This window comes from Anaerococcus sp. NML200574 (genome assembly GCF_026131665.1).
Classification (GTDB): domain Bacteria; phylum Bacillota; class Clostridia; order Tissierellales; family Peptoniphilaceae; genus Anaerococcus; species Anaerococcus kampingae.
In genome coordinates this window covers 98336-122534 of record NZ_JAMXSM010000005.1, presented here as the reverse complement: position 1 = coordinate 122534, position 24199 = coordinate 98336, and the positions used below count along the sequence as shown (strand labels likewise).

Sequence of the window (24199 nt, the reverse complement as noted above, 5' to 3'; positions counted from 1 at the left end):
TTACAAAACTTGTAATTAAATTTCTTCTGATTTAATGTTACTATTTAATTAACAAAAATGAGGAGGATATTATGAAAAAAATATTCAAAATCCTAGTCCTAATTTTAATACTTGCTTCCTGCTCATCCCAAGGCAAAGTCAAAAATCCGGCCACCCAGTAATATATAGTAGGAACAGGCAATATAAAGGGCAATGTAGATATAGATAAATATTTAAAAATAGATCAGAGATTTGAAATAGGGGCAGATAAAGAAGGCATGGCAGTATTCAAAGACCCCCACAAAGCCTACCAGGCCCTCACAGAAAAATACAAGGGTGGAATAAATCTAATCCAAAAAGAATTTGACCTAGAAGATTTAAGCGAAACATCCTATGAGTCCTACAAAATCTACGGCGGGCAAGTAGAAACAGGGACTCAAGAAGAAAAGGACCAAGCCAAATTTGTATCGAGATTTTTTGATATTTATGAAAATAGTTTTGAGTAGAAAAATGTTAATATATCTTGTGAATTTTAATTTGTTTGCCAGGGTATAGAAAATTATACAATAAGTATTTTAAGTTAGTAAAATTTTTAGATAAATAATAATGAATATTAAAAACCAGGATTAGAAATATCTCAAATCCTGGTTTTTCCTTACATTATCTTCTTATTGATAGCATTAACAATGATTTCCTTGCCATCTTTTAATTCAAATTTGTATTTTTCGCCTTCGCCGTCGTTATAGAGTTTCCATTCTTTTATTTCTCCGCCGCCGTTTGATTCTAGGGCTATGTGCATGGCTTCTTCTGGTGGGATGGCCTTGCCTAGGTCTACTGGGTTTTCCTTATCGGCTTCCTTTTCCATTTCAGCTTCTGTTGTTTCTGCTGAGTTGGCATTTACTTTTAGCTTATATTCATCCCCATTTTTCTCGCCTTCAAAGGTGTAGTAAGCTTCTCCATCTTCAACTTCGTAGCTTACCTCTGTAAGATTGTAAGGAGCACCACCCACGTGGCTTTCAAATTTGTAGCTTGCAGCCTTTAGGCTTACCTTGTTATCTGGCATGACCATTTCAGCTGTAGTTTTTTCTTTATTGTCATCTGCTTGATCAGTAGCTTGTTCTTTATTATCGTTAGCAGGAGTATCTGCTTTTTCTTCAACTTTAGTTTCTTCTTTGGTATTAGCTTTTTCACCATTGCATCCAGCAAAAACAAAACTTGTTGCTAGAAGTAGAGCTAGTATTTTTTTATTCATATTTTCCCCCTTATAAAAGCTTTGAACATTAGTATTATACTAAAAGGCCTATGTTTTACAAATTATAGAGTTTAATGTCTATTCTATATCAAAAGCTTTTTAGACTTGATAAATCAATTAAATTGTAGCAGGATTTTTTAGTCTATTTTATTATCTCTCCCGTTGACCCGTTGATTTTTACATCCTTGCCTTCTGCTATATTTATGTAGTAAACTGCCTTTTTATCTTCGATTTTTAACTCGTATCCCTTTACCCAAGCGCCTTTACTTTGCTTCTCTAGGGCCTTTTCCATTGCATCAACGCCAGAAATAATATTTTTGAAGTCTAGGGCGAGTTTTTTATTGGTAGTGTCTTTTTCGATTTTTTCTTCTAGGATTTGGGCATTGTCATCGATTTTTAGCTTATATATCTTTCCGCTTTTAAATCCCTCAATATTTAGGATGAAAAGCTCATTGGTAAATTCCATTTTTATTTTATCTATATTTATTGAATCCATGTCTGCCTCACCAAAGTTGTGGTTGTGGAATATTTTTAGGCCGTCATCTAAGCTTTTTGCAAAATCTGGGACAGGTTTCTTTTTTATTTTGGAAATTTTCGTATTTTTATTTTCAACTTGCCTTATACCTGTTTCACTATTTTCCTTATTTGTATTATTACATCCCGTTAGCAAGAAAACAAAGGCTAATAAACCTATTAACACTTTTTTATTCATCTATATCTCCATAAGAATCTTTTTGTTATTGAGATTATACTAAATAGCTTTGCCTTATCAATTTTTATTGGTTTGCTTTGATTTTAGCGAAAAAATAGACCCATTTGGGCCTATTAATTTTAGAATTTAGTCTCTTTTTATAATGTCGCCTGTTGTGGCGTCAATTTTTACGTCCTTGCCATTATCTAGCTCTATGTCGTAGACTACCTTGCCGTCTTCAATTTTTAGTTCATATTCTTTGACTTTAACATCTTCAGCTTGGCCTTCTAGGGATTTTTCCCAGGCGTCCTCACCAGAAATTATCTTAGTAAAATCTATGGCAAGTTTTTTCTTATCGTCGTCATCTTCGATTTTTTCTTCTAAAATTTTGCCATTGTTGTTTATCTTAAGCTGGTATTCTTTGCCATCTTTAAAACCTTCAATGCTATAGATTATATCCTTATCTAAGATTTCCACCTTAATTTTATCGAAATTAAAAGAATCAGCTGATGCATCTCCGAAATTATGTTCGTGGAAAATTTTGACTGCGTCTTCCATATTCATGGCCACTTCAGGAGCTTTTTCTTTATCTGTGTCATCAGTTTTTTTGTCATCTTCAGAAACTTCTTTTACACCTGTATTTGTATCTTCAACCTGGCTTGTTTCTTGTTTAGGTTTTTCTGCAGGTTTTACTTCTTTATTACCAGAGGCTCCTAAAATAAGGCTTGCTAAAAGAATTAGGCTTAAATTTTTGATTTTCATATTTTACTCCTCTTATATAATATTAGCTCAAAAAAGGAATTCCTGTTTTCTTAAATATATTGTACCAGAGATTAGAAAAGTTCAATATTTCTTACAAAAGTTTTAAGATTTGTAAGTATGATAATAAAAAAATAGACCCAACCGGGCCTATTTATAAATTTATTTGATTATTTCACCTGTCGCTGCATCAATTCTTACATCTTCTGCATTTTCTAGGTCTATGTCATAGACTGCTTTGCCATTTTCTACTTCTAGCTCATAGCCTTCAATATAAACATTTTCAGCTTGACCTTCTAGGGCCTTTTCCATGGCTTCTTTGCCTGTTATTATAGCTTTTCTATCTATAGCCATTACCTTTGTGTCATCTTCTGCTTCTGTTTTTTCGCTGATGATTTCAAGAGTATTGGCATCTAAAACGGCTTCGTATTCTTGACCATCTTTAAAACCCTTTACGCCATAGCAATATTTGCCATTTTCTTCGTCAAGTTCTACACTTGTTAGCTCGATTGCCTCATCTTTATAGTGGGCATAAAAAGCGTCGATTGCTTCTTCTAGTGTTTTTTCTGTACTTGGAATTGGTTCTTTTGCAGCAGCCTTAGTGTCATTTGTCACTTCCTTTACTGCATCATTATTTTCTGCCACTTGGTTTTCTTCTTGTTTTACTTCTTTTGTTGCCTTATCAGCAGGTGCTTGATTGCCACAAGCGCTAAGAGCTAGGCCTGCTGCTAGGATCATTATTAATTTTTTATTTTTCATTTTATCTCCTTAATTTTCATCGTCTTACTTTATTATATACCCAAGAATTGCAGATTTTAAGCATTTTTTCTTTTTTTCTGTATGAGGACCATGTATATATTTATTTTTGGGGTAGAATTCTAGGTAAGATTTGATAGAATTTTTAGGGAGGTGGTTTTATCAATAGGTATTCGAAGATTACGGATAAGACTAAAAGGGAGATTGTCCTTTTAAAGGCTAGGCCTTGCAAGTGGGGCAAGTGTAGCTTTTGTGATTATATAGATGACAATGAAGTCGATGAAAAAGCGATTGATGAGGTCAATTTTGAGGTTTTAAAAAATGTGACCGGAGAGTATGGGGTCCTAGAAGTCATCGATTCAGCTTCTGTCTTTGACTTAACTGATGCTACTCTTGCTGAGATTAAGAGGATTGTGGATGAGAAAAGTATCAAGCACTTGTTTTTTGAAGCCCATTGGATTTATAGGCATAGGCTAGATGAGATTAGGGATTATTTTAAAATTCCTATTACCTTTAAGACTGGCATTGAGACTTTTGACAATGACTTTAGGGAAAAGATCCTTAGAAAGGGTGCGACCTTTACAGATTATAGACAGGTTAAGAAATATTTTGATTCTCCTTGTGTGATGGTTGGAATCAAGGGCCAAACTAAGGAGATGATTGATAGGGATATGGAAATAATTAAGGAATTTTCTCATGCAACTGTCAATATTTTTATGAATAATTCCACTCCTATAAAGAGGGATGAAGACCTGGTTAGCTGGTTTGTCGAAAAGTACAGGTATCTTGAAGATGATCCAAGGGTTGATATCTTATTTGAAATCACTGATTTTGGAGTGGGTTGATCAAAATTTATTTTAAATGGCTTGTTAGCAAGTAAATAGGTCTTTTGACTTGATTTTACATCTAGCAAGCCATTTTTATTTGCTAAACTTTATCTAAATTTAACAAGGATTTGATATAATTATACTAGAAAGTTAGGAGGTTTTATGAAGGTTCTTATTGTTGAAGATGAACTCGACTTGCTTGATTCTGTTGCTGAAGGGCTCAATCTTTTGGGCTATGCGACTGATAAGGCAAGCGATGGAGATACTGCCATTGATATGGCTTATGTGGAAAATTATGATATCATCATCCTTGATGTGAATTTACCTGTTAAGGATGGTTTCGAGGTTTTAAAGTCTATTAGGTCTTTTGATAAGGAAGTTGCAATCATCATGCTTACAGCCCGTTCTGATATAGAGGATAGGGTGGCAGGACTTGACCTGGGTGCAAGTGATTATATGACCAAGCCCTTTGCCCTTAAAGAGCTTGATGCCAGGATGAGAAGCCAGCTTAGGCGCAAGCAAGTTCACACTGAAAGTGAAATTGCCATAGCAGGACTTGTTTTTGATACGGCCAAGAGAGAGGCTTCCTATCAGGGCAACCCTATTAGCCTTACCAGCAAGGAGACAGGGATTTTGGAATATTTATTCTTAAATTCTGAGCGTTTTGTCCCAACTGAAGAGCTTATCGAGCATGTGTGGGACTCTAATGTTGATGAATTTTCAAACTCGGTTAGGGTTCATATGTCATCTTTAAGGAAGAAAATCAAGAAGGTTTGCGGCAAAAATCTGATTGAAAATGTGATAGGCAGGGGCTATCGTATCCATGAAACAGAAGTTTTATGATTCGATAATTTTTAAACTCATAGCATCTGTTGTTATAATTTTTATAGTTATGCTCCTTGTAGTCATGTATCTTGTAAATCGCAAACAGTCCATGGTTATAGATGCTGTGATGGAGGAATTTCAGACCAATTTGCCCTTTAGGGACCATTCGGTGGTCCTCTTTGTGGATTCGTCCAAACTCCAATTTACCAGCGATTTTAAAATCTATCTTTTCTTCATAATCACCTGTGTGATCATAGTTGGGTCCTTTGTTTTCGCTCTAATTATCAGGAAAATCTTGGCACCACTTAAAAATCTCCAGGAAAAGATAAGTGATGTGGATATAGATAAGCCAGAAAGCTTTGAAAATCTGGCCCTAGTTGATTCTACATCGACAGAGATTGTCGAGCTTTCCCAAAGTTTTGACAAGATGCTTAGGAAAATTTACGCAGATTACAAGAGACAGAAGGATTTTTCTTCAAATGTGGCCCACGAACTGAGGACTCCTATTGCTGTTATGAAGAGCCAACTTGATGTCTACAAGCAAAAAATCCAGACAGAAGACTCTATGAAGATGGTAAGGGTCCTTGAACACAATGTAGACAAGTTAAACGGCCTTGTCGATGCGATTTTGTCCTTGAGGAAGAAATCTCAGCTTAAACTCAGCAAGTTTTCTCTAGAGAGCTTGGTCGATGAGATTATCCTTGACTTAGAAGATAAGGCAAGTGATAAGAATGTCAGCCTTGCCTATGAGAATTTAGATCTAGATATCATAAGCGATGATTCCCTCATGCAGAGACTCCTTTACAATATTATTGACAATGCCATCAAATATAATAAGGAAGGCGGTTCTGTCAAGGTCAGCGGGGAAAAATCTGGTGATGAGATAAGGATTTTGGTTAAAGATACAGGCATTGGCATAAGCGATTCTGATAAGGCTAGGATTTTTGATCTTTTCTACCAGGTGGATAATTCTAGGGGAAGCGAGGGCTATGGGATTGGCCTTTCCCTTTCAAAAACTATAGCTGACATGCTAAGGGCGGATATTGATATCAAGGAAAACGAGCCTTGCGGGTCAATATTTATTATAAAAATTCCTAAGTCTTTATCATAACTTAACAAGGCCTATGTTATCATGATTAAGGAAGGTGAGAAATGAAAAAATATAAAAAATCACTGGCTATCTTAGCCCTAAGCCTTGCCTTCATTGGCTACGGGCTTTATAGAAAAGAGGCCGACACAGTCTTTATGAAGGCAATTAACTTATGTTTGGAGTGTATAGGAATTGGATAGAGTAAAAAATACAAAGAGAATGATTATCCAAGCCCTATCAACCCTAGCTCACAACTTCCACTTACCCAACTTCCTAAAGGGAAAGATTTACCAGGGGCCTGGCAAGAAAATTTGCCTGCCAGGTCTTAACTGTTATTCCTGCCCAGGTGCTGCAGGATCTTGTCCTATAGGAAGTTTGCAAGCTGTAATTGGCTCAGCCAAGTACAGGGTCTCCTTTTATGTGATGGGCCTTATGATGTTTTTTGGTATAATGGTCGGTAGGCTTATATGTGGGTTCTTGTGTCCTTTTGGATTTTTCCAAGACCTATTTTATAAGATACCAACAAAGAAATTTTCCACCAAAAAACTAAAGGTCCTAAGATCAATTAAATACATAATCCTAACTAGCCTATTAATATTTGTAGGCTTTGCCTTGAAGGGAAAATACGAAGTGGTTCCCCCTTATTTCTGCAAATATATTTGCCCCCAAGGCATAATGGAAGCAGCCCTTCCTCTAGCAAGCAGAAATGCCAACCTAAGGATGGCCCTAGGCCCGCTATTTAGGATGAAATTTGTAATATTAATAATTACAATAATCTTATCAATCATATATTTTAGACCATTTTGTAAGTGGATTTGCCCACTTGGAGCCTTTTATTCCTTGTTCAACAAGTTTTCCTTCTATCAATTGGAACTAAGCAAGGATAAGTGTATAAATTGCGGCAAGTGTGCTAGAGTTTGTAAGATGGATGTGGATATAAGACAGTCAACCAGTCACTTAGAATGTATAAGATGCGGCGATTGCTTAAAGGCTTGTCCAACAAAGGCAATCACAAGCGAATTTTTAAATATCAAAAAGAAAGAGGAAAAAGATGAAAAATAATATCAAAAAAGGCCTAGGAGCCTTAGCCCTAGTTCTAGTACTTGCAGGATGTGGAAACAGCGCACCAAAAGAAGAAGCTAAAGATAAGGGAGCTGAACAAGCCCAAGAAATGGCAGTTCCAGAAGGACAAATGCCAGAAGGAGCTCAAATAACAAAAGATACAACTACAGAAATCGAAGATGTAGACCCAAGCCAAAGACCAACAAACCTAGGCAAGTTTGAAGCGACAGACCAAGAAGGTAAGAAATTTACCAATGAAGATTTAGGAAAATATGATGCAACAGTCATCAACCTATGGTTTACAGGTTGTTCTGCTTGTATACAAGAAATGCCAGAGCTAAATAAGCTAGCAGATGAATTCAAAAAGGATGAAAAAGTAAACTTCGTAACCCTCTGCACAGACAGCGAATACGATGACTCAACAAAGGCAGCCTACAAGAGAATAATCGAAGAAAATAAGCCAACCTACCAAGCTCTAGGCGTAAAACAAGAAGGCGACATCAAAAAATTCATCGACAATATTTTTGCCTACCCAACAACAATAGTAGTAGATAAAAATGGCAATGTCATAGGAGATGATGTAGTAGGAGCAATTGCAAACAAGGACCAACAAGAAAAATTGATGAAAAACATCGAAGCTGCAAAAGAAGCAAGCAATAAGTAAAAACTCAAACCCCTTAATAACTTTTTTCCCGGCAAGAGCCGGGATTTTTTTGCCCAAAGATTGCCTTATTTGATATAATAAACTTATGTAAAATGAAATCATTAGGTTTATTTTTATAAGTGAAAATTTTAATTACAAATGGAGAATAAATGAAAAAGAAGGTTTTATTGTTAAGTTTAATATTAGCAGGAATTATGAATGTTAACACAGCCTTTGCTGCTGATATTATTTATTATGATGATTCTGATTTAGATGCTTTTCTTGAGGAATGTCAGGCAGGCACAAGTGATGAAAAAGAACAGGAGCCTACTCTAAAGGAAGAAGAACCTACAAGAGAAGATATTTATTATAAAAACCCAGACGGGACTCTTGCCAAGGGCTTGACAGATACAGGCGAACTCCGCAGGTATTTTGACAAGAAGACCGGCCAAATGGTCAAAAATATGACAATCGCCAGCGAAAATATCCATGTTGATAAAAATGGAAAGGCCCATTACATAGGTTGGGATTATTTTAATGGTAAGCTCGGCTATTACGACCCTCAAACAGGCTATGCCAAGGGCCTAAAAACTATTGGAAATATCACCTATGGTTTTGATGAGGATGGGGCGATTTTTAGAAAGCAAAATAGGGTCTTTAATGGGCAAAATTATTATTTCAATAAATTTGGCGAAGCGACTAAGACTGATGGGTCTTATGCCAGGGGCTGGGTTGGGGATAGGTATTTTTTTGAAGATGGCAAGCCTGCTGAGGGCTTGGTAGAAATTTCTGGCAAAAAATATGCCTTCCACGAAAGAAGTCTAAGGCTACTTAGAAATACAGAGAAGGTCTTTAATCATAAGCTTTATAAAATAAATGATAAGGGCGAGGCTATATATCAATACGATGTGGCTCATGCCAACCTAAGTAGGGGGACTAATGGTGAATTTAAGCCAGGCTTTTCTCAAAATCTTATGAGAAAGACCCCTTATTTTTACCAGAAAGATGGGCGTTGGTCAAAAAGAGCCTACGCAACAGGTACCATAGGAGGTTTTGGATGTGGGCCAACAGCCATGGCCATGGTTCTAAATAGAAAGCTTAATACCAACGACATCTACCCAACCAACACCATGGCAGTAGCCCGTGACTACTCATCTTGGGATGGGACTGATTGGCAATATTTCATAGAAGGAGTCGAAGCCTACGGCCTTAAATCCTACGACATACCAGTCCAAAAAGATGCCTTCGTTCAGGCCCTTAAAAATAATCCTATAGTTGTAAGGGTAGGGGCAGGATCCTTTATAAATACAGGCCATTACATGGTTGTAGATTCCTACCAAAAGGACCATTTCCTCATAAATGACCCTTATAATATGAGAAGAAATACCCTTGATAATATTTCATGGAGAAGATTAAGGGGAGAAGTGACAGTAGCCTGGGAGATAAAATAAAAAAGCAAGCCTATAAAGCTTGCAATGTCAATCAATTCCTAAAAGCAAATAGGAAAGGTATTTATTTTTTATCTTGTAAATAGCTTCAGCAATAATGTAGGAGGCAAGGATTGAAATTATTAGAATTCCAATATCCTCTATAGGCATCCTTGCCTTAATTATCACAAAGAGGGCTGGATATATATAAATTAATCCAAAGATAAGATAGTCGGCAAAGCCCATATTTGTTTCTTGATCAATAGTTTTAAGGCTAAGATAGGTCAGAGGGAAAATTGAAAGGATAAAACCGTAATCAAAACTTATATATTTCTCCCTAAGATAAATCTCGCCTGCCACAAGGCAAAGGGCAAAGACTAAGAGGATTGGCTTTATACTTGCCGCAGATCTGACCTTAATAGCCATCAGATAAAAGCTAAAATAAAGGAAATAATCCTTAAAAGGACCAAGAGGGCTTAGTCTTTTTATAAAAATTATGGCAAAAAAGATTAAAAGAGAAAGGCCTGCAAGAATTGGGACTATGCGACTTCCAAGAATTTGGTTTATGATAAGCTCCAGGATAAAAAATCCACTCACCATAAGGATTAACCTGTAAATATTTGTGATAATTTCAACTATATCGTAAGGAACTTTCGCAAAATTACTCCCATTAACAACAAAAGCCATAATCAAGCTATAAAAAATCGCTGGGATAAACATGATAAAGACCTTTTTTGTGTCAATAAAAGAAATCTTAAAGGCCAGATAGGCAATAATTAGGGATGTGAGAGACCTTTCTATTAAATTTTCATCAATTACAAGAGCTTTTGCAAGAAAAGCCTTAAAAATTAGCCCGATAAGGGCAAGAATCGTAAGGCTTGCTGCAAAATTATTTTTAAAATACTTCATACTATTATCATATCATAAATTCATCGTAAATGGTATAATAAATAAAAGGAAGGAATTATGGCAAGAGATACAACAAGACAAAGACATGACAGACGTGAAAGACCTTCCCCTTCTAGGGAAAGAGTAGACAGGACCAGGCGTAGAAAAGCTAGGGAGAAGAAAAGAAAAAGAAGGACCTTTGGCCCTTATATCCTAATATTTATCCTCCTAATAGCAAGTGTGCTTTTTATATCAAGGTCCATAAGCCACAATGTAGATAGGACTGTGGCAAGAATTGAATCAGCAATCAAAGGCGACGATGAGGTCTTCATGAAAGAAAACATGGATAGGATCGATCTGATTTTTGACGTGCTCAAAAAATCTTATTCAGAAGATGAAATCAAGCAAGAAGACTTTATAAAAAATAATTTCAAAAATCTTGATATAAAAGTTTTAAATAAATTAGACATAGACGGGGGCAAGGAAATAAGTCTAAGGATATCAAATGTGAACTATGTAGAGGAATTTGACAAGGTCAAAAACATAGAAGAAGCCAACCAGCACGAAGAATATATGAGAAAGCTCTCAGCATCAGATGCCAAGCTTAAAAACACCGATGCCAAGATATTTCTAAAGAAAAAACTCTTTGGCTATGATATCTACGAATCAAGAGAATTTATAAATGGGATAATAGGCGGAGCCTTGGATTTAGTCAATGAAAGCAAATAGATCAATTAAGAGAACAAAAGAAGAAGCCCGTGACCTAAATCCGGTCCTAATCACCCTAATTTTGTCAATTCTTATCATAATTCCCCAATACATCCTAGGTCTTATAGGAGGTCTTGGGAAAAATATCAAGGTCATAGATGATTTTTTCACCTACATGGACACAAATAACATGTCCTTCTTGCTAATAATTTATTCAACCGCACTCACCCTATTTTTAGCCTATATATTTGCAAGGAAAGTCTTAAAAAGAGATAAAATTTCCCTAGGCCTCGTAGATGATAAGAAATTTATCTCCTATGCCAAGGGCATCCTGCTGGGATTTTCACTTTTAAGCCTCATAGCCCTAATCTTAAAATCATTAGGCTTTGCAGAAATAGTAACAAACAAGACAGACCTTAATATAAAGCTCTTTTTAATCTTCATCCCAGCCTGGATGATCCAAGGTTTTGAAGAAGAATTTCTAATGAGGGCAATCCTAATGAACCAAATGGCAGGAAGGGGCAAAATCATCCTTGCAATGGTCGCAAACTCCCTAATATTTTCCATCCTCCACTTGGGAAACTTGGGCTTTAGCCCTATGGCCTTTATAAATATATTTTTAATTGGAATGATATTTTCCCTATTATTTTATAAAGAAGACTCAATATATATTTCAGCTGGGGCCCACTCCTTCTGGAACATGACCATGGCCAATATCTACGGTGTAGCTGTCTCAGGCTTTAGCCAAAGCGGAGCAAACATACTTAAAACCACCCTTAAGGGAAGGGACCTAATCTCAGGAGCAGACTTTGGCCTAGAAGGCTCAATTGTAACAAGTCTTATCTTAGCCATTGTACTGATAATTTTAATAAGTAATATAAGAAAGAAATCTTGCCCAAAGTAGGCAGGATTTCTTTTCGTAAGGACGGACACTATGTCTATATATAAATTTGCAAATAATTTAAGAAAAATTAGAGAAAATAAAAAACTTAGCCAGGAAGACTTGGCGCATCTTTCAGGAGTAAACCGCAGGTCCGTATTAAGGCTAGAAAATGGCCTAATAAAAGAGCCGACCATCGACAGCCTCCTAAAATTATCAGCAAGCCTAGAAGTTGATCTAGTTGATTTATACATAAAAGATATCTATGAATCCCATTACTTATATAAGGACCTTCTATCAAGCTTTGACATTCTATGCGGTTTTAAACCTAAGGAAGAAATCCTTCTTTTAGAAAAAAAGTTAAATATATTAGAAGCTGACCCAAATTTCAAGGGAAAAGACTATGAACTAGCTCTAATGAGGCTTTTTATAAAAAACTTAAAAACACCCATCCTGATTAGCCTACAGGAAGAATTTGAAGACCTTACATCTACTAGGCTTAACAAAAATAATTTGCTGACTAAGGATTTGAGTTTTTTAGAAGCTAGATTGCTGCTTAATATTTGTAATAAAAATAAATCTTATAAGGAAATAGAAAGAGAAGATATTCTGAATAATTTAATTACAAAAAGAGACAAACCTATTATAGTTATAATGGCATATAATATTCTTATAAATAGAATGTATGTAAATGGGACATCTAAGGAAGCCTTAGAATTGGCGGATAAATCGATACAGTATGCTATAGATAATCATATTATTAATTCATATGCTCTTTTATATTACTTAAAATTTTTGTGTTTTTATGAAATAGGAGATGACAGATATATTAATTCACTTAATTGTGCAAATATGTTTTCATCACATTTAGATAATTGTATGTTATCAAAAATTATTGACAAGAAATCCAAAATTGTTTTTGGAGATTAATTATATAAATTTATATAACTAAATCAATAAATCCTAAATTTAATAAATTTTTTCAAAATAAAAATTTGAAGTAATTTAAAACATTTAATTATTGTTTTAATGGGTTTTTATAAAAGATTTATTTTAAATTTTTATATGACTTAATTTCTATTATAGTAGACTCTTTTTTATCATTAGCATAAGAAGTACTAACGTTTAGTGTTAATAATATTGCAATTAGAAGTAATATATTTTTTTTCATAAAGCAACTCCTTTTAATATCGTTTGTAATATTATATAGTTGAATTAATTATAAAAAAGTGACATGGATGTCACTTTGAATATTTTAATTTGCTTGTAAAGTTTATATGCAAATTATTTGAATAGTAAAGGAGAAACTTATGAAAAATAAAAAAACAAAATATTTTGCCTGCTTATTAAGTGCTAGCATATTAGCTAGCCCAATTGGCCAAGCTTTTGCTAGCCAATGTAATATTGGAATGAATAAAGATGATATAAAAATCAATTCGATAACTCAAAGCTCAACAAAAGTTACAAACCAGAGTATATTAAATAATATAGAAATTAAAGATGAAGGTGATAAAAGAATCGTAACAATAACTGATAGTAAAACTGGAGAAAAAAATCAATTAATTGCGAATTTTAAAGATAATACCCTCTATTCTACAATCACCAATAAAACAATAGATTTGCCAGCTGATTTATCATTTTATAGGGTAGAAACAACTTATGAGACAAAAAGGCTTACCTATAAGCAGATAAGTGATTCCCTAGGTGATAAGATTGATGTTGCTAGCCTAGTTGGTCTTGTTATGTCTTATGTACCAGGACTAGAAGGAGCTGGTGGTGTAACTGTTGTGATTAGTGAAATTGTAAGGTATTATAATAATCATCTGGCCAATAAGTCAACTGAGCATGGTCTTATATTTAAGATAAAAAAGGTAAGACATATAAGGCGTAGGGGATCAAAACATAATGTAGCGTATAGAACTTCAAAAACAATTGTGGGTGTGACTAAGTTCTAAAAAGTAAATATTTATACGGAGCAAAATTATGCAAGAAAATACAAATAAATTAAAGATAGTCAACATAATATCTATAGCATTAACAGCACTTATTCTTTTATCTATATTTGATATATTTAAATTAAAAGAGTATAGGTCAGTTTTTGTAGGAGCTTTTTTAGTGACGTTATTTTTAAAAATCTTATTGTCTGATTTAAACAAAAAGGAGAAAATTTATTCACTGGTAGCTTTAGTGATAATAGCAATAATTTTTGTTTTTATATTTGTTAAGTTTTCCTATCTATGGGTTTTGTAAAATAAGGGGATTTATAGATTTAATAGTTACTATATAAATGCATGTTGCTTGAGCTTGTAGTAAATAAGGATCAATTTTACTAAGTTAAGAAGCTCTATGATTAGGTGAATACTCTAAAATAGGTGATGATAAAAAGCTTATAAGAGAAATTTAAGGAGACCTCGGATAAAATGAGGTCTTTTTATATGACTAATTTTAATGTAGCTATCAAGTTAAGGTGGTATGATATAAGTCAAAACGAAAGGAGGTTCTATGTCTATATATAAATTTGGAAATGACCTTACAAAAATCAGGGAAAACAAAAGAATTAGCCAGGAAGACTTGGCATTTTTATCAGGAATCAGCCGCAGGTCCATATCAAGGATAGAAAATGGCCTAATAAAGGAACCGAGCATTGACACTCTCCTAAAATTATCAGCAAGTCTTGATGCTGACATAGTTGATTTATACATAAAAGATATCTATGAATCCCAATATTTATATAGGGAACTTCTATCAAGTTTTGACATTCTTTCTAGCTTTAAATCCAGGGAGGAAATCCTATTATTAGAAAAGAAAGTCGATATTTTAGAAAAGGATCATAATTTTAAGGGAAAAGACTATGAACTAGCCTTAATGAAGCTTTTTATAAAATCCTTAAAAACTCCAATTTTACTTAGTTTAACAGAGGAGTTTGAGGATATCACGAGCGCTAGGATAAATAAAAACAATATACTAACTAGAGATTTGAGCTTTTTAGAAGCAAGACTTCTTATAAATGTTTGTAATAATAAAGCTTATTTTAAAAATATTGATAGGAAAGAGATTTTATCATCCATAATAGATAAAAACGACGAAAGTCTTATAAAATTAATTGCCTACTACTCACTTGTTAATGTCATGGATATAGAGAGGGATTCTCTTAATGGCTTAGAAAAAATTAACGAAGCTATATCTTTTGCAAAATATTCTAATCATAGCGAGATGTTTGCATTTTTATATTATCTGAAATTTTTATGCCAACATGAATTGGGAGATGAAAACTATAGAAATTCAATAAAATTATCGAGAATTTTTGCAAGCCACCTTGACAAAGATGGGGCACTAAAGTCAATAAATCAAGGCATAGGAGATGTTTTGGGAAATAATTAAAATTGGGACAGCCATGTCCCTTTTTAATTTACTAGACTTAAGTATATTGACCCTATATAAAAATAAAGGAGGTAGCCTATGTTGAGATTTTTTTATTTGACTGATAAGAAAGAATTTGTAAAACTTTTGATAATTAGGCTAATAGTAATCGGTTTGGGATTGTTAATTCCTATTAATACTGCCAGGGCCATTGACTTTGCTATTGCTAAGGACTTGGACCAGACCCTTAAGCATATTGGGATTATGGTTTTACTTGATATTGGCATCCATATTTTTTATGTCCTAGAAGATTATTTTTTTGGGAAAAACGACGCCAAGGCCTACCTTAATCAATTTCAAAGGCTTGATCAGGCGCTAAAATCCTATGACAGTAAGGTTTATAATATCGACCAGGCTAGGATAAACCAAGAACTTGGCCAAAATTTTGAAATAGTCCAGCCCTTTATCTACAAAAATACCTTGAGAATATTTTTAAACGCCCTAAAGTTTGTGGCAATTTGTATAATTGTATTTTTTATCTCACCTTATCTTTTGATAGCCTTTGTGATTATTGCTCCAATTGCAGCCCTTGTCTCCTACAAGAGTGAGGAGAAGATTTCGGATTATTCCTCAAATCATTTGGATGATATGAAAAATATCAAGGGTTATTTGCTTGATTCTAATAGTCTTAGCAAGGAAGAGAGGTTTTTGGAGGAAAAGCAATTACCGGAAATTAGGGATTTCTTTAAGGGATTTTTTAAAAATCTAATAACAAAGGTTCGATATGAAAGTGTGATTTATAATATTTTTGTCTATGGAACCCTAAATATGGCCATCACCCTTACAACCATTATTTCAATTATCCTTATCATAAAGGGCAAGATGACCCCAGGCTCTTATGCTGCGGTGTCAATCTACATCAGCTCCCTTTGGGATCCTATGCTTGATACCTTTAACACAAGAAGGGAATATGTCTCAGGTAAGCCTGCCATGGACTCTTTTTATGAATTTATAAATATGACCCCTGTAAAATTTGATAAGGCAAAGATAAAATCTTTAGAAATAAAAGATTACATAAGCTTAGGAAGCAAGGGAGAAAGGCTCCATTTGCCTTTTAGCCAAAATATAGAAAAGGGGAAAATAAACCTCATTGTAGGGGATAATGGCATAGGAAAAACTACTCTAGTAGAGGCCATAATGAACCTAACGAGAAGATATGAGGGAGAAATATTAATAAATGGAAAACCTGTAGATAAGTCATCAGGTATATTATTTGACGATTTAGTTTATATCCCGGTCAACCCTCTTATAAGCGAGTATGGCAATTTAAAAGATAAGCTTAAGGGCTCATCAGGTCAGAAAAAACTAGCCCAAGTAGAATTTGCCACAAGAACTGACAAGTCCCTTTATATCTTTGACGAGCCGACAAACTTTTTGGATAAGGAAGTTAAGGGAAGGGTCTTGGATTTAATTAGAGGACTTACCAGCAAGGGAAAGCTAGTAATAGTAATAAGCCATGACCAAGTATTTATGGATGCAAGTGATGTGAATTTGATTAGGATTAATAAGTAAAGTAAAAAGACCTCGGCTGAGGTCTTTTGTATGATTTAAAGCACCCCAGCTAGGGCTGGGGTGTAGAGAACGTAATCTTTTTCAACGAACGCTCCTATACGTCGCGTTCTTATGAAAAAATTACATAAGGTTTCTCATCAATCTATCTTCACACTTCGTGTTTGATATATTGTGAGAACCGCAAAAAAATCGCTTACGATTTTTTTTCTACCTTTAGTATCCAGGTTTACCTAGTAGTTTAAACATTGCTTTCTTATATGCTTCTACTCCTGGTTGGTCGAATGGGTTTACTCCTAGGATGTAGCCTGATACTCCTACTGCTATTTCGAAGAAGTAGAAGAGTTCTGCTAGAGTTCTTTCGTTTACCTTTTCTAGTTTAATCCTAATATTTGGTACATTTCCTTCTACGTGGGCCATTGCTGTACCTTCCATGGCTTGTTTGTTGACGAAGGACATTTTTTTGCCTGCTAGGTAGTTTAGGCCATCTAGGTTGTCGGCGTCTGTTTTGATTTCTATGTCTTTGTCTACATTTTCGACTTCTATTACTGTTTCAAATAGGTTTCTCTTGCCATCTTGGATCATTTGGCCTACAGAGTGGAGGTCTGTTGTGTTATTTACACTTGCTGGGAAGATTCCTTTGCCATCTTTTCCTTCAGATTCGCCGTAAAGTTGTTTCCACCATTCTGCTACATATTTTAGCTTTGGTTCGTAATTTACAAGGACTTCGATTTCTTTACCATTTTCATGGAGCATATTTCTTATTGCTGCATATTTTATAGCATCATTTTCCATTGATTTAAGAGTGTATTTTTCTCTACCATCAGCAAAACCTGCCATAAATTCGTCTATATCAATGCCTGCTACAGCTAGTGGGAGTAGGCCTACTGCAGAAATTACAGAAAATCTTCCGCCTATATCATCTGGCACTACAAAGGTTTCATAGCCTTCATTTGTTGCAAGCTCTTTTAAGGCACCCTTGGCCCTGTCTGTTGTGGCAAAAATTCTTTCTCTTGCACCTTCCTTGCCATATTTTTCCTCAAGAGCTTCTTTTAAAAACCTAAAGGCTATGGCAGGCTCTGTGGTTGTACCAGATTTTGAGATTACATTTACTGAATAATCCTTATCCTTGAGGTAGTCAAGAAGCTCTACCATATATTGGCTGGAAATTTGATTACCGGCATAGATTACTTCTATTTCTCTTTTTGAGTCAAAGTAAGTGTCGCATGCCACATCTATTGCCTTGATACCTAGGTAGGACCCACCTATACCAACTGATACGAATACATCAGAGTTTGCTCTGATTTTTTTAGCTGCCTTTTTAATTCTTTCAAATTCGTCCTTGTCATAGTCAACTGGCCTATCAATCCAGCCTAAAAAGTCATTGCCAGCTCCAGACCTGCTAATAAGAGTGTCAAAAGCATCCAGAGCCCTTCCTTCATAGTCTTTTAAATTTTCTAAGTTAACATTATTTAAATCTAATTTCATATTGCCTCCTATCCTTCTTTATATGATTATACCCTTAAAGGAAATTTCTTATAATAAATTATATTTATTAAAAAACAACCTTTAATCACTAGTCTGCATAATATTTCAAAATGAAAATCATTATCAATATCACAAGAGTAGGATCCATTATAAAAACAAATCTTCTACTCACATCTAGGCAATCTATGTAAATATGTATTTTAAAAGAATTTTGGAATTAATGCCTGCTAATGATAATGATTATATATATCATGCTTAGAAAGAATAAAACTTTAGAATCATTCTTGACATTTGTATAATTAATAATATAGTATGAATAACAGGTGATATGAAGTCACAAAAAATATAAAGGAGATTATTATGGCAGAACTAAAAGGAACAAAAACAGCACAAAACTTAATTACATCATTCGTTGGTGAATCACAAGCTAACATGAGATATACATATGCTGCAAAAACTGCAGAAAAAGAAGGCTATAGACAAATCGCAGCAATCTTTAGAGAAACAGCAATGAACGAAAGAGAACACGCTGCAAGATTCTACAAATTCCTAAAAGAAGAATACAAACTAGAAACAATTGAATTAACAGAAGGCTATACAGCTTGGCCAGTAATTTGGCATGACACATTAACAAACCTACAAGGCGCTATCGATGGTGAAAACGAAGAATGCGAAGATATGTATCCAGCATTTGCTGACGTAGCAGAAGAAGAAGGATTCGACGAAATCGCTAGAGCATTCAGAAACATAGCAAAAGCTGAAGGCGCTCACAGAGATAGATACCAAAAACTACACGACAATGTAGAAAATGGCACAGTATTTGAAAAAGAAGAATCAGTAATCTGGAAATGTGGAAACTGTGGCTTCCTATATGAAGGCAAAAAAGCACCAAAAATATGCCCAGCATGCCACCACCCACAAGAATGGTTCGAAGTAGCAGCATTTAACTATTAATAAAAATTTCGCAAGCGAAATTTTTATGGTTTTCACAATATAACCGAGTGCGTAGCACGAAGGTTAGATTGATGAAAAAATTTATGTAATTTTAAGCAAGCCTGCCCGGCTCTTTGAGGACATGCGACGAATATAATGGTAGTAAAAAAATCGTAAGCGATTTTTGCGATTCTCACAGTTTTTCAAGCAAGCACAGCTTGCGAAGTTAAAACTGATGAGAAACCTTATGTGACTTTTTATTTTAATTACGACGAATAGGAGTAATTTAAATAAAAATCACTGAGCATTATAAATAAAAAGATTACGTTCCTTATGAAGACCTATCACAATCCGATGAAATCGGATTGCATGAAGGTCTGATGCTTTAGCACAAAATTTAACTTGTTAAATTTTGCAATATTAGCAAGACTAAAATAAATATCAAACCCGGCCTCGGTCGGGTTTTTTATTTTGCCTATGATGGTAAAAATATTTAAAATGGGTATCTATATAACTATAAGGAAAGTAAGGCTTCCAGTTCGTTTTTCTTTGCACTTCGTGCTTGAAAAACTGTGAGAACCATAAAAATTTTATCTATAAAATTTTTATTACCATTAAAGGAGTTATATATGAAAGTTATAGTATGCAAAGATTATGATGATATGAGCAAGAAGGCTAGTGAGCTTGTTATTAGCAATATGATTGAAAAGCCTCAAATAAAGTTTGGTTTTGCGACAGGTTCTAGTCCTATTGGTCTTTATAAAAACCTGATAGCTGCCCAAAAAGAAGGGGAGATTTCTTTTAAATATGCTAAGAGTGTGAACTTAGATGAATATGTAGGAATTGATAAGGCTAATGAACAATCCTATTCTTATTTTATGGATGAGAATCTTTTTGATCATGTAAATATCAATAAAGAAAACACCCACCTACCATATGCTCCAGAAAATGATGAGAAATATGCTATCGAATACAGAAAAATCTTAGATGATTTTGGCCAAAGAGATATTCAAATCCTAGGTCTTGGACCAAATGGCCATATAGCCTTTAATGAGCCTGCTGATAAATTAAATAGACGCGCATCTATTATAAAATTAACAGATTCTACTATCGAAGCCAACTCAAGATTTTTTGAAAATGAGGATGAAGTTCCAAAATACGCCCTTTCAATGGGGGTTGAAGAAGTATTTGATGCCAAGACCCTAATAGTACTTGCTAGTGGCAAGAGCAAACATGAAGCTGTAAAAAGACTCTTAAATGATGATACAATTTCAACAGAGCTTCCATGCTCTCTTCTAAACCTTCACCCAAATGTTTATCTATTTGTAGATGAAGAAGCTTATAATGGCTAAAACTTTATAGTTTTATTTAAAAAATCACCTCTATTAGCTGATGCTTATTTTTCCATTTGCTAATAGGGGCGTTTTTTTCATTTTTATTTGCTTTTCTTTATAATTTTTAGATGGTTTACTACTGATTAGTTTTTCTGTAGGAACTTGGGCTTAGGCCTGTGAAATCCTTGAAGGCTCTGGTAAAGTTGGATGGATTTTTGAAATTAAGGTCATTGCTTATTTCAATAATGCTTAAGTTACTTTTTAGAAGTAGTTCTTGGGCCTTTATTAATCTTAGTCTTTGTATATATTTCATAGGTGTGTATTGAAAGGTTTTGGTAAATTTATCATTTAGACTTGATTTTGAAATTTTAAATTTCTTTGAGATTTCTTCTAAGCTTATATCATTATCAAGATTTTCTCTCATATATATTTCAATTTCATTAACGAGTTCAGTATGATTTATCTTAAAATAGTTCATCTTATTTGGATTCATTCCTATTTTTCCAATCCTATAAATTAGCTCTAGGGTTAGCAATTTTATTAGTAAAAAATCTTCACTTTTTAGGGCTAGAATTAAGTTGTTGGCAAGATTTATTAGGCTTTTTTCTCTCATTACATAACCCATATTCTTAATATTTTTAAAGTTATAGAGGAATTTGCCAATGTAAGGGAAGAGCTTGGAGTTTTTATCTAGGACTTTATCTAAGATTATAATATTAAAGGCCCTAGTTCTGTGGCTAGTTGTGAAGGAAAATTTCGATTCTGGTATAGATCTTCCTATAAAGAGTTCATTAGTTGTTATTAAGACCTTTGAATCTTTTATATAGGTAAAGTAGTTTCCCTCATAGCAATAGCCTATCCTATAACCTAAGCTGCCTTTTGAGGCTGAATTTTTGGCTTCATATTTTTTGTCAAGGCTAATATATAAGACAAAGACGCCAGGTATAAGCTCATAAGAAGTCATCTTATTTTCGGCATTTTCTATGCCCATGTATTTTATAATCCTAGGATCACTTGTTGGGAAGGATTCAAAACCCCAAGATTTTAATCTAGTATCTTTCATTTATAAACTCCACTATATTTTCGTCAGTATTTTTTATAAATTCATAATCGTGGCTTATGATTATTATAGTTTTTCCAGCATTTTTCATTTGCTTTATTATTTCAATAAGCCTTTGCATATTTTCATAGCAAAGACCAGATGTTGGTTCGTCTAGGATGACTATTTCTTTGGGACTTGCCATAGCAAGACCTAGGGCGAGCCTTTGTTTTTCTCCTCCAGATAGCCTTTGGGGATGGCTGTCTTTTTTATCGGCTAAGTTTAAAGCTAATAGGCTTTTTTCTATTAGACTCTTATCATCGCTTACAATTGCCATCTCCATTTCAACTGATTCTGTAAAAAGCTGATAGTTTACATCTTGCATGACAAGGGAAATATAGGCTCCATGATTTTTTATAAGCTTATTTTTATAATAGATTTTTCCATTTTGTTTTTTATTTAGACCGCATAGGTTTCTAATAAATGAGCTTTTGCCTATACCATTAGCCCCAATTATAAAATATATACCAGGCTCAAAAGAAATGGAAAAATCAAAAATTTGGGGAGTGTCTTTGTAGGCACAAGAAAAATCCTTGCATAATAGATCTTGCGTATTATCACAATTTTTGTCAAAGAGATTTTTTATTTGGTACTTATCAGACTTTAGGTCTTCTTTTCTTATTTCATCAAGAGTCCTTAATTTGTGGTCTTTTATGACTTTAGGAGTCAGTTGGTTTTTCGTGTATGTGATGGACTTTTTATTTTCTATTACTATTAGCTTATTCAAAATGTTTTTAAGATAATATAGCCTATGCTCAGCTATGATTATAATTTTGCCCATGCTTTTTAGGACCTCTAAGCATGAGGAAAGTTTTTTTATCGACTCTTTATCAAGGGATGCTGAAGGCTCATCAAAGATATAGATCTCATTATCCATAACAGCTACAGAAGTTATTGCAATTAGCTGTTTCTGACCACCTGATAGGGTGAATAAATCTTTATCAAGTAGGCTATCACTTGAAAGAAGCTTGCTATAGTAAGAAATCTTCTTATATATATTATCCCTAGGCTCGTTTCTATTTTCCAGAGCAAAGGCTATTTCATCAAGAGAATTAACAGCATAAAACTGGTTTTTAGGATTTTGAAAAACTGTTGCTATGAAATTTGATCTACTACTTATATCCTTATCCAAAAGTGACTTGCCATTTAAGAGTAAGTCTCCAGCAATTTTTGCCTTATCAATTTCTGGTATTATTCCATTTATGCTTTTAATTAATGAGGATTTGCCAGCACCTGATTTTCCGGTGATGATGTTTATTGTTCCTTTTTCAAATTTAATATTTATTTGTTCGAGTATCTTATTTTCCTTGCCATTTTCACTAAAGCTTAGGGAAAAATTTTTAAATTCTAGCATAATTTTATCCTTATAAATAAGCTTATTATAAATATTCCAAAGGCAAGAAGTATATAGTCTATGCTTCTTAGCTGAGCACTTGAAATTGATGATCTCTCGCCATCTACTTTCATTCCCCTGGTCATGGCTGATATAGCGACATTGTCGGCAGTTTGGGATGTAATCATAAGCAGCGGAACAAACTTGTATTCGATAAACCTTGATGGGTTTTTGAAAAAACTTTTTAGGGTTAAATCGTGCATATACATGGCTTCTCCTATGATTTTGTAATCTTGCTTGATGGAGTAGAAAAACCTAAACATGACAGAAATGGGGATTATGATTGTATTTGGAAATTTTATCTTTTGAAGGGAGTAAACAAGGTCACTCATCTTTGTGGTGGTCATAGTATAATAACCCATAATAAGACCTGGGAGTATCTTAATTACTATGCCGGCATAGAGATTTAAAATCATTGCCCAAAAGCTATTTGGGAATTTTTCCATGATATTTTGCCCAAGAAAGGCCAAGCCAGTATAAAAAATACCCTTGGAGACAAGGGATATTTTTCTATCATATAGGGCAAAAAGATAGGGAAGGAGCGCTAGGAAGATACCCAGATAGTAGTATCTCCTAGCTAGTGAGCCTTCCATAGTGCTTATACCTATTATTAAGGTCAAAAAGAACTTGGTCCTAAAATCAATTTTCATTAAGCCATACCTGCTTTTTTGAAATGTTTATTTAATACCTTTATTCCTATGGTGCAACCCAGATAGCCACCAATCATTCCTAAGATTACAACAGGTAGGAAGGACCATGTAGGCATTACTGAGAGTAATTTTTCTACATAAGCTTCTCCATATCCTTGGTCTATTAGGGATTTAGCATAAGAATCTCTAGCTAGATACATAGGAATTAGATTTGCGGCTGCAAACATCATAAAGACTGTATAGGTAACTCTTGCGGTTTTGATTGACTTATAGGAGCCAGTTTTTAAGATAAATTCACAGATTATTGATAAGATAATTATGGCTGGTAGAACAATTGCACCATGGCCAGACATAGAAAATACAAGGCCAAAAATTATACCCATAATCAAAACCATGCCAAACTTATTTATCTTTGTAGAATAAAGCATAAAGACAGGACCTGAGACTAAGCCACAAGCAAAAGGGACAAGAGGCATTAAGACTGGCACAAAGCCAATCATACCTCCGCACCAAGTGGCCATTACAGTAAGGAGTGAAAAAACTCCTGCATTTACTAAATCACGTATTCCAAATTTATTCATTATTT

At 34.2% G+C, this 24199-nt stretch carries 29 protein-coding genes; 18 read left to right on the top strand and 11 right to left on the bottom strand.

The window, feature by feature from the left end; all coding sequences use genetic code 11:
* Nucleotides 1-71 precede the first annotated feature (71 nt).
* The gene (locus NH286_RS04315; protein ID WP_199792193.1) at nt 72-161 is read left to right on the top strand and encodes a lipoprotein; all 90 of its coding nucleotides are present in this window, start codon (nt 72-74) and stop codon (nt 159-161) included.
* A 96-nt stretch (nt 162-257) separates the two neighbouring features.
* Nucleotides 258-485 (top strand): hypothetical protein, encoded by a 228-nt coding sequence (locus NH286_RS04310; protein ID WP_265214529.1) that lies wholly within the window; start codon nt 258-260, stop codon nt 483-485.
* A 149-nt stretch (nt 486-634) separates the two neighbouring features.
* Here the strand turns inward: NH286_RS04310 and NH286_RS04305 are convergent, their stop codons facing one another.
* The 4 genes from NH286_RS04305 to NH286_RS04290 all read right to left on the bottom strand — a co-directional run bounded on the left by NH286_RS04305 (nt 635) and on the right by NH286_RS04290 (nt 3440).
* Nucleotides 635-1231, bottom strand: a complete 597-nt coding sequence (locus NH286_RS04305; protein WP_265214528.1) for a PepSY domain-containing protein — start codon at nt 1229-1231, stop codon at nt 635-637.
* Nucleotides 1232-1373: 142 nt separating this feature from the next.
* Nucleotides 1374-1943: a PepSY domain-containing protein gene (locus NH286_RS04300; protein ID WP_265214526.1), complete on the bottom strand. Its 570-nt coding sequence runs from the start codon at nt 1941-1943 to the stop codon at nt 1374-1376.
* 126 nt (nt 1944-2069) lie between these two features.
* Complete coding sequence (locus NH286_RS04295) at nt 2070-2684, bottom strand: PepSY domain-containing protein (RefSeq protein ID WP_265237179.1); 615 nt, start codon at nt 2682-2684, stop codon at nt 2070-2072.
* Between the two features lie 159 nt (nt 2685-2843).
* Complete coding sequence (locus NH286_RS04290) at nt 2844-3440, bottom strand: PepSY domain-containing protein (protein ID WP_265237177.1); 597 nt, start codon at nt 3438-3440, stop codon at nt 2844-2846.
* A 320-nt stretch (nt 3441-3760) separates the two neighbouring features.
* Between NH286_RS04290 and NH286_RS04285 the strand changes: the two genes are divergently transcribed.
* The 7 genes from NH286_RS04285 (at nt 3761) to NH286_RS04255 (ending at nt 9335) form a co-directional block, all read left to right on the top strand.
* Nucleotides 3761-4282, top strand: coding sequence for a radical SAM protein (locus NH286_RS04285; protein ID WP_265237175.1), 522 nt, complete (start codon nt 3761-3763; stop codon nt 4280-4282).
* A 144-nt stretch (nt 4283-4426) separates the two neighbouring features.
* Nucleotides 4427-5107: a response regulator transcription factor gene (locus tag NH286_RS04280; protein WP_106461314.1), complete on the top strand. Its 681-nt coding sequence runs from the start codon at nt 4427-4429 to the stop codon at nt 5105-5107.
* Complete coding sequence (locus NH286_RS04275; protein WP_265237173.1) at nt 5088-6200, top strand: sensor histidine kinase; 1113 nt, start codon at nt 5088-5090, stop codon at nt 6198-6200. Before NH286_RS04280 ends, NH286_RS04275 begins: the two co-directional genes overlap by 20 nt.
* 41 nt (nt 6201-6241) lie before the next feature.
* The gene (locus NH286_RS04270) at nt 6242-6379 is read left to right on the top strand and encodes a CD1871A family CXXC motif-containing protein (RefSeq protein WP_199792195.1); all 138 of its coding nucleotides are present in this window, start codon (nt 6242-6244) and stop codon (nt 6377-6379) included.
* Nucleotides 6372-7241 carry a 4Fe-4S binding protein gene (locus NH286_RS04265; protein ID WP_106461316.1) on the top strand — a complete coding sequence of 290 codons (870 nt, stop codon included), beginning with the start codon at nt 6372-6374 and terminating at the stop codon, nt 7239-7241. Before NH286_RS04270 ends, NH286_RS04265 begins: the two co-directional genes overlap by 8 nt.
* On the top strand, nt 7231-7905 hold the full coding sequence (locus NH286_RS04260) for a TlpA family protein disulfide reductase (protein WP_106461317.1): 675 nt from the start codon (nt 7231-7233) through the stop codon (nt 7903-7905). The genes NH286_RS04265 and NH286_RS04260 overlap by 11 nt, the downstream gene beginning before the upstream one ends.
* A 149-nt stretch (nt 7906-8054) precedes the next feature.
* The gene (locus tag NH286_RS04255; protein ID WP_265237168.1) at nt 8055-9335 is read left to right on the top strand and encodes a C39 family peptidase; all 1281 of its coding nucleotides are present in this window, start codon (nt 8055-8057) and stop codon (nt 9333-9335) included.
* Nucleotides 9336-9362: 27 nt separating this feature from the next.
* Here the strand turns inward: NH286_RS04255 and NH286_RS04250 are convergent, their stop codons facing one another.
* Nucleotides 9363-10220, bottom strand: a complete 858-nt coding sequence (locus tag NH286_RS04250) for a hypothetical protein (RefSeq protein WP_265237166.1) — start codon at nt 10218-10220, stop codon at nt 9363-9365.
* A 57-nt stretch (nt 10221-10277) separates the two neighbouring features.
* Between NH286_RS04250 and NH286_RS04245 the strand changes: the two genes are divergently transcribed.
* The 3 genes from NH286_RS04245 to NH286_RS04235 are packed head-to-tail and all read left to right on the top strand — an operon-like array spanning nt 10278 to nt 12717.
* Nucleotides 10278-10928 carry a hypothetical protein gene (locus NH286_RS04245; protein WP_265237164.1) on the top strand — a complete coding sequence of 217 codons (651 nt, stop codon included), beginning with the start codon at nt 10278-10280 and terminating at the stop codon, nt 10926-10928.
* Nucleotides 10915-11811: a CPBP family intramembrane glutamic endopeptidase gene (locus NH286_RS04240; RefSeq protein ID WP_265237162.1), complete on the top strand. Its 897-nt coding sequence runs from the start codon at nt 10915-10917 to the stop codon at nt 11809-11811. Before NH286_RS04245 ends, NH286_RS04240 begins: the two co-directional genes overlap by 14 nt.
* 30 nt (nt 11812-11841) lie before the next feature.
* A complete protein-coding gene (locus NH286_RS04235) occupies nt 11842-12717 on the top strand; it encodes a helix-turn-helix domain-containing protein (RefSeq protein WP_265237160.1) in 876 nt (291 codons plus the stop codon).
* Nucleotides 12718-12835: 118 nt separating this feature from the next.
* Here the strand turns inward: NH286_RS04235 and NH286_RS04230 are convergent, their stop codons facing one another.
* On the bottom strand, nt 12836-12958 hold the full coding sequence (locus NH286_RS04230; RefSeq protein WP_265213392.1) for a hypothetical protein: 123 nt from the start codon (nt 12956-12958) through the stop codon (nt 12836-12838).
* A 139-nt stretch (nt 12959-13097) separates the two neighbouring features.
* Here NH286_RS04230 and NH286_RS04225 point away from each other — a divergent pair, with 139 nt between their 5' ends.
* From NH286_RS04225 to NH286_RS04210, 4 genes are all read left to right on the top strand, one after another.
* Entirely contained in the window at nt 13098-13742 is a 645-nt protein-coding gene (locus NH286_RS04225) for a hypothetical protein (protein WP_106461323.1), read from the top strand.
* 28 nt (nt 13743-13770) lie between these two features.
* On the top strand, nt 13771-14037 hold the full coding sequence (locus NH286_RS04220) for a hypothetical protein (protein WP_106461324.1): 267 nt from the start codon (nt 13771-13773) through the stop codon (nt 14035-14037).
* Nucleotides 14038-14289: 252 nt separating this feature from the next.
* Entirely contained in the window at nt 14290-15168 is an 879-nt protein-coding gene (locus NH286_RS04215) for a helix-turn-helix domain-containing protein (RefSeq protein ID WP_106461325.1), read from the top strand.
* Between the two features lie 78 nt (nt 15169-15246).
* Nucleotides 15247-16719: an ABC transporter ATP-binding protein gene (locus NH286_RS04210; RefSeq protein WP_265237158.1), complete on the top strand. Its 1473-nt coding sequence runs from the start codon at nt 15247-15249 to the stop codon at nt 16717-16719.
* Nucleotides 16720-16932: 213 nt separating this feature from the next.
* On the opposite strand, the gene NH286_RS04205 is transcribed toward NH286_RS04210, so the two are convergent.
* On the bottom strand, nt 16933-18204 hold the full coding sequence (locus NH286_RS04205; RefSeq protein WP_265237155.1) for a glucose-6-phosphate isomerase: 1272 nt from the start codon (nt 18202-18204) through the stop codon (nt 16933-16935).
* A gap of 360 nt (nt 18205-18564) precedes the next feature.
* On the opposite strand from NH286_RS04205, the gene rbr reads away from it, so the two are divergent.
* Together rbr and nagB are read left to right on the top strand one after the other, a co-directional pair.
* Nucleotides 18565-19158: a rubrerythrin gene (gene rbr, locus NH286_RS04200; RefSeq protein WP_106461328.1), complete on the top strand. Its 594-nt coding sequence runs from the start codon at nt 18565-18567 to the stop codon at nt 19156-19158.
* Nucleotides 19159-19766: 608 nt separating this feature from the next.
* On the top strand, nt 19767-20489 hold the full coding sequence (nagB, locus tag NH286_RS04195) for a glucosamine-6-phosphate deaminase (RefSeq protein WP_106461329.1): 723 nt from the start codon (nt 19767-19769) through the stop codon (nt 20487-20489).
* A 118-nt stretch (nt 20490-20607) separates the two neighbouring features.
* Here nagB and NH286_RS04190 read toward each other — a convergent pair whose 3' ends face one another.
* The 4 genes from NH286_RS04190 to NH286_RS04175 are packed head-to-tail and all read right to left on the bottom strand — an operon-like array spanning nt 20608 to nt 24194.
* Nucleotides 20608-21534: a helix-turn-helix domain-containing protein gene (locus tag NH286_RS04190; protein WP_106461330.1), complete on the bottom strand. Its 927-nt coding sequence runs from the start codon at nt 21532-21534 to the stop codon at nt 20608-20610.
* Nucleotides 21521-22924: an ATP-binding cassette domain-containing protein gene (locus NH286_RS04185; RefSeq protein ID WP_265237152.1), complete on the bottom strand. Its 1404-nt coding sequence runs from the start codon at nt 22922-22924 to the stop codon at nt 21521-21523. Before NH286_RS04185 ends, NH286_RS04190 begins: the two co-directional genes overlap by 14 nt.
* Nucleotides 22918-23613, bottom strand: coding sequence for an energy-coupling factor transporter transmembrane component T (locus NH286_RS04180; protein WP_265237150.1), 696 nt, complete (start codon nt 23611-23613; stop codon nt 22918-22920). The genes NH286_RS04185 and NH286_RS04180 overlap by 7 nt, the downstream gene beginning before the upstream one ends.
* Entirely contained in the window at nt 23613-24194 is a 582-nt protein-coding gene (locus tag NH286_RS04175) for an MptD family putative ECF transporter S component (RefSeq protein WP_106461333.1), read from the bottom strand. Before NH286_RS04175 ends, NH286_RS04180 begins: the two co-directional genes overlap by 1 nt.
* Between the last annotated feature and the right edge of the window lie 5 nt (nt 24195-24199).

Excerpts from the sequence above, each read along its gene's own strand:
- NH286_RS04315 (WP_199792193.1), top strand. The coding sequence starts at position 72 with ATGAAAAAAATATTCAAAATCCTAGTCCTAATTTTAATACTTGCTTCC.
- NH286_RS04310 (WP_265214529.1), top strand. The coding sequence starts at position 258 with ATGGCAGTATTCAAAGACCCCCACAAAGCCTACCAGGCCCTCACAGAA.
- NH286_RS04305 (WP_265214528.1), bottom strand. The coding sequence starts at position 1,231 with ATGAATAAAAAAATACTAGCTCTACTTCTAGCAACAAGTTTTGTTTTT.
- NH286_RS04300 (WP_265214526.1), bottom strand. The coding sequence starts at position 1,943 with ATGAATAAAAAAGTGTTAATAGGTTTATTAGCCTTTGTTTTCTTGCTA.
- NH286_RS04295 (WP_265237179.1), bottom strand. The coding sequence starts at position 2,684 with ATGAAAATCAAAAATTTAAGCCTAATTCTTTTAGCAAGCCTTATTTTA.
- NH286_RS04290 (WP_265237177.1), bottom strand. The coding sequence starts at position 3,440 with ATGAAAAATAAAAAATTAATAATGATCCTAGCAGCAGGCCTAGCTCTT.
- NH286_RS04280 (WP_106461314.1), top strand. The coding sequence starts at position 4,427 with ATGAAGGTTCTTATTGTTGAAGATGAACTCGACTTGCTTGATTCTGTT.
- NH286_RS04275 (WP_265237173.1), top strand. The coding sequence starts at position 5,088 with ATGAAACAGAAGTTTTATGATTCGATAATTTTTAAACTCATAGCATCT.
- NH286_RS04270 (WP_199792195.1), top strand. The coding sequence starts at position 6,242 with ATGAAAAAATATAAAAAATCACTGGCTATCTTAGCCCTAAGCCTTGCC.
- NH286_RS04260 (WP_106461317.1), top strand. The coding sequence starts at position 7,231 with ATGAAAAATAATATCAAAAAAGGCCTAGGAGCCTTAGCCCTAGTTCTA.
- NH286_RS04255 (WP_265237168.1), top strand. The coding sequence starts at position 8,055 with ATGAAAAAGAAGGTTTTATTGTTAAGTTTAATATTAGCAGGAATTATG.
- NH286_RS04250 (WP_265237166.1), bottom strand. The coding sequence starts at position 10,220 with ATGAAGTATTTTAAAAATAATTTTGCAGCAAGCCTTACGATTCTTGCC.
- NH286_RS04245 (WP_265237164.1), top strand. The coding sequence starts at position 10,278 with ATGGCAAGAGATACAACAAGACAAAGACATGACAGACGTGAAAGACCT.
- NH286_RS04240 (WP_265237162.1), top strand. The coding sequence starts at position 10,915 with ATGAAAGCAAATAGATCAATTAAGAGAACAAAAGAAGAAGCCCGTGAC.
- NH286_RS04235 (WP_265237160.1), top strand. The coding sequence starts at position 11,842 with ATGTCTATATATAAATTTGCAAATAATTTAAGAAAAATTAGAGAAAAT.
- NH286_RS04230 (WP_265213392.1), bottom strand. The coding sequence starts at position 12,958 with ATGAAAAAAAATATATTACTTCTAATTGCAATATTATTAACACTAAAC.
- NH286_RS04225 (WP_106461323.1), top strand. The coding sequence starts at position 13,098 with ATGAAAAATAAAAAAACAAAATATTTTGCCTGCTTATTAAGTGCTAGC.
- NH286_RS04220 (WP_106461324.1), top strand. The coding sequence starts at position 13,771 with ATGCAAGAAAATACAAATAAATTAAAGATAGTCAACATAATATCTATA.
- NH286_RS04215 (WP_106461325.1), top strand. The coding sequence starts at position 14,290 with ATGTCTATATATAAATTTGGAAATGACCTTACAAAAATCAGGGAAAAC.
- NH286_RS04210 (WP_265237158.1), top strand. The coding sequence starts at position 15,247 with ATGTTGAGATTTTTTTATTTGACTGATAAGAAAGAATTTGTAAAACTT.
- NH286_RS04205 (WP_265237155.1), bottom strand. The coding sequence starts at position 18,204 with ATGAAATTAGATTTAAATAATGTTAACTTAGAAAATTTAAAAGACTAT.
- rbr (WP_106461328.1), top strand. The coding sequence starts at position 18,565 with ATGGCAGAACTAAAAGGAACAAAAACAGCACAAAACTTAATTACATCA.
- nagB (WP_106461329.1), top strand. The coding sequence starts at position 19,767 with ATGAAAGTTATAGTATGCAAAGATTATGATGATATGAGCAAGAAGGCT.
- NH286_RS04190 (WP_106461330.1), bottom strand. The coding sequence starts at position 21,534 with ATGAAAGATACTAGATTAAAATCTTGGGGTTTTGAATCCTTCCCAACA.
- NH286_RS04185 (WP_265237152.1), bottom strand. The coding sequence starts at position 22,924 with ATGCTAGAATTTAAAAATTTTTCCCTAAGCTTTAGTGAAAATGGCAAG.
- NH286_RS04180 (WP_265237150.1), bottom strand. The coding sequence starts at position 23,613 with ATGAAAATTGATTTTAGGACCAAGTTCTTTTTGACCTTAATAATAGGT.
- NH286_RS04175 (WP_106461333.1), bottom strand. The coding sequence starts at position 24,194 with ATGAATAAATTTGGAATACGTGATTTAGTAAATGCAGGAGTTTTTTCA.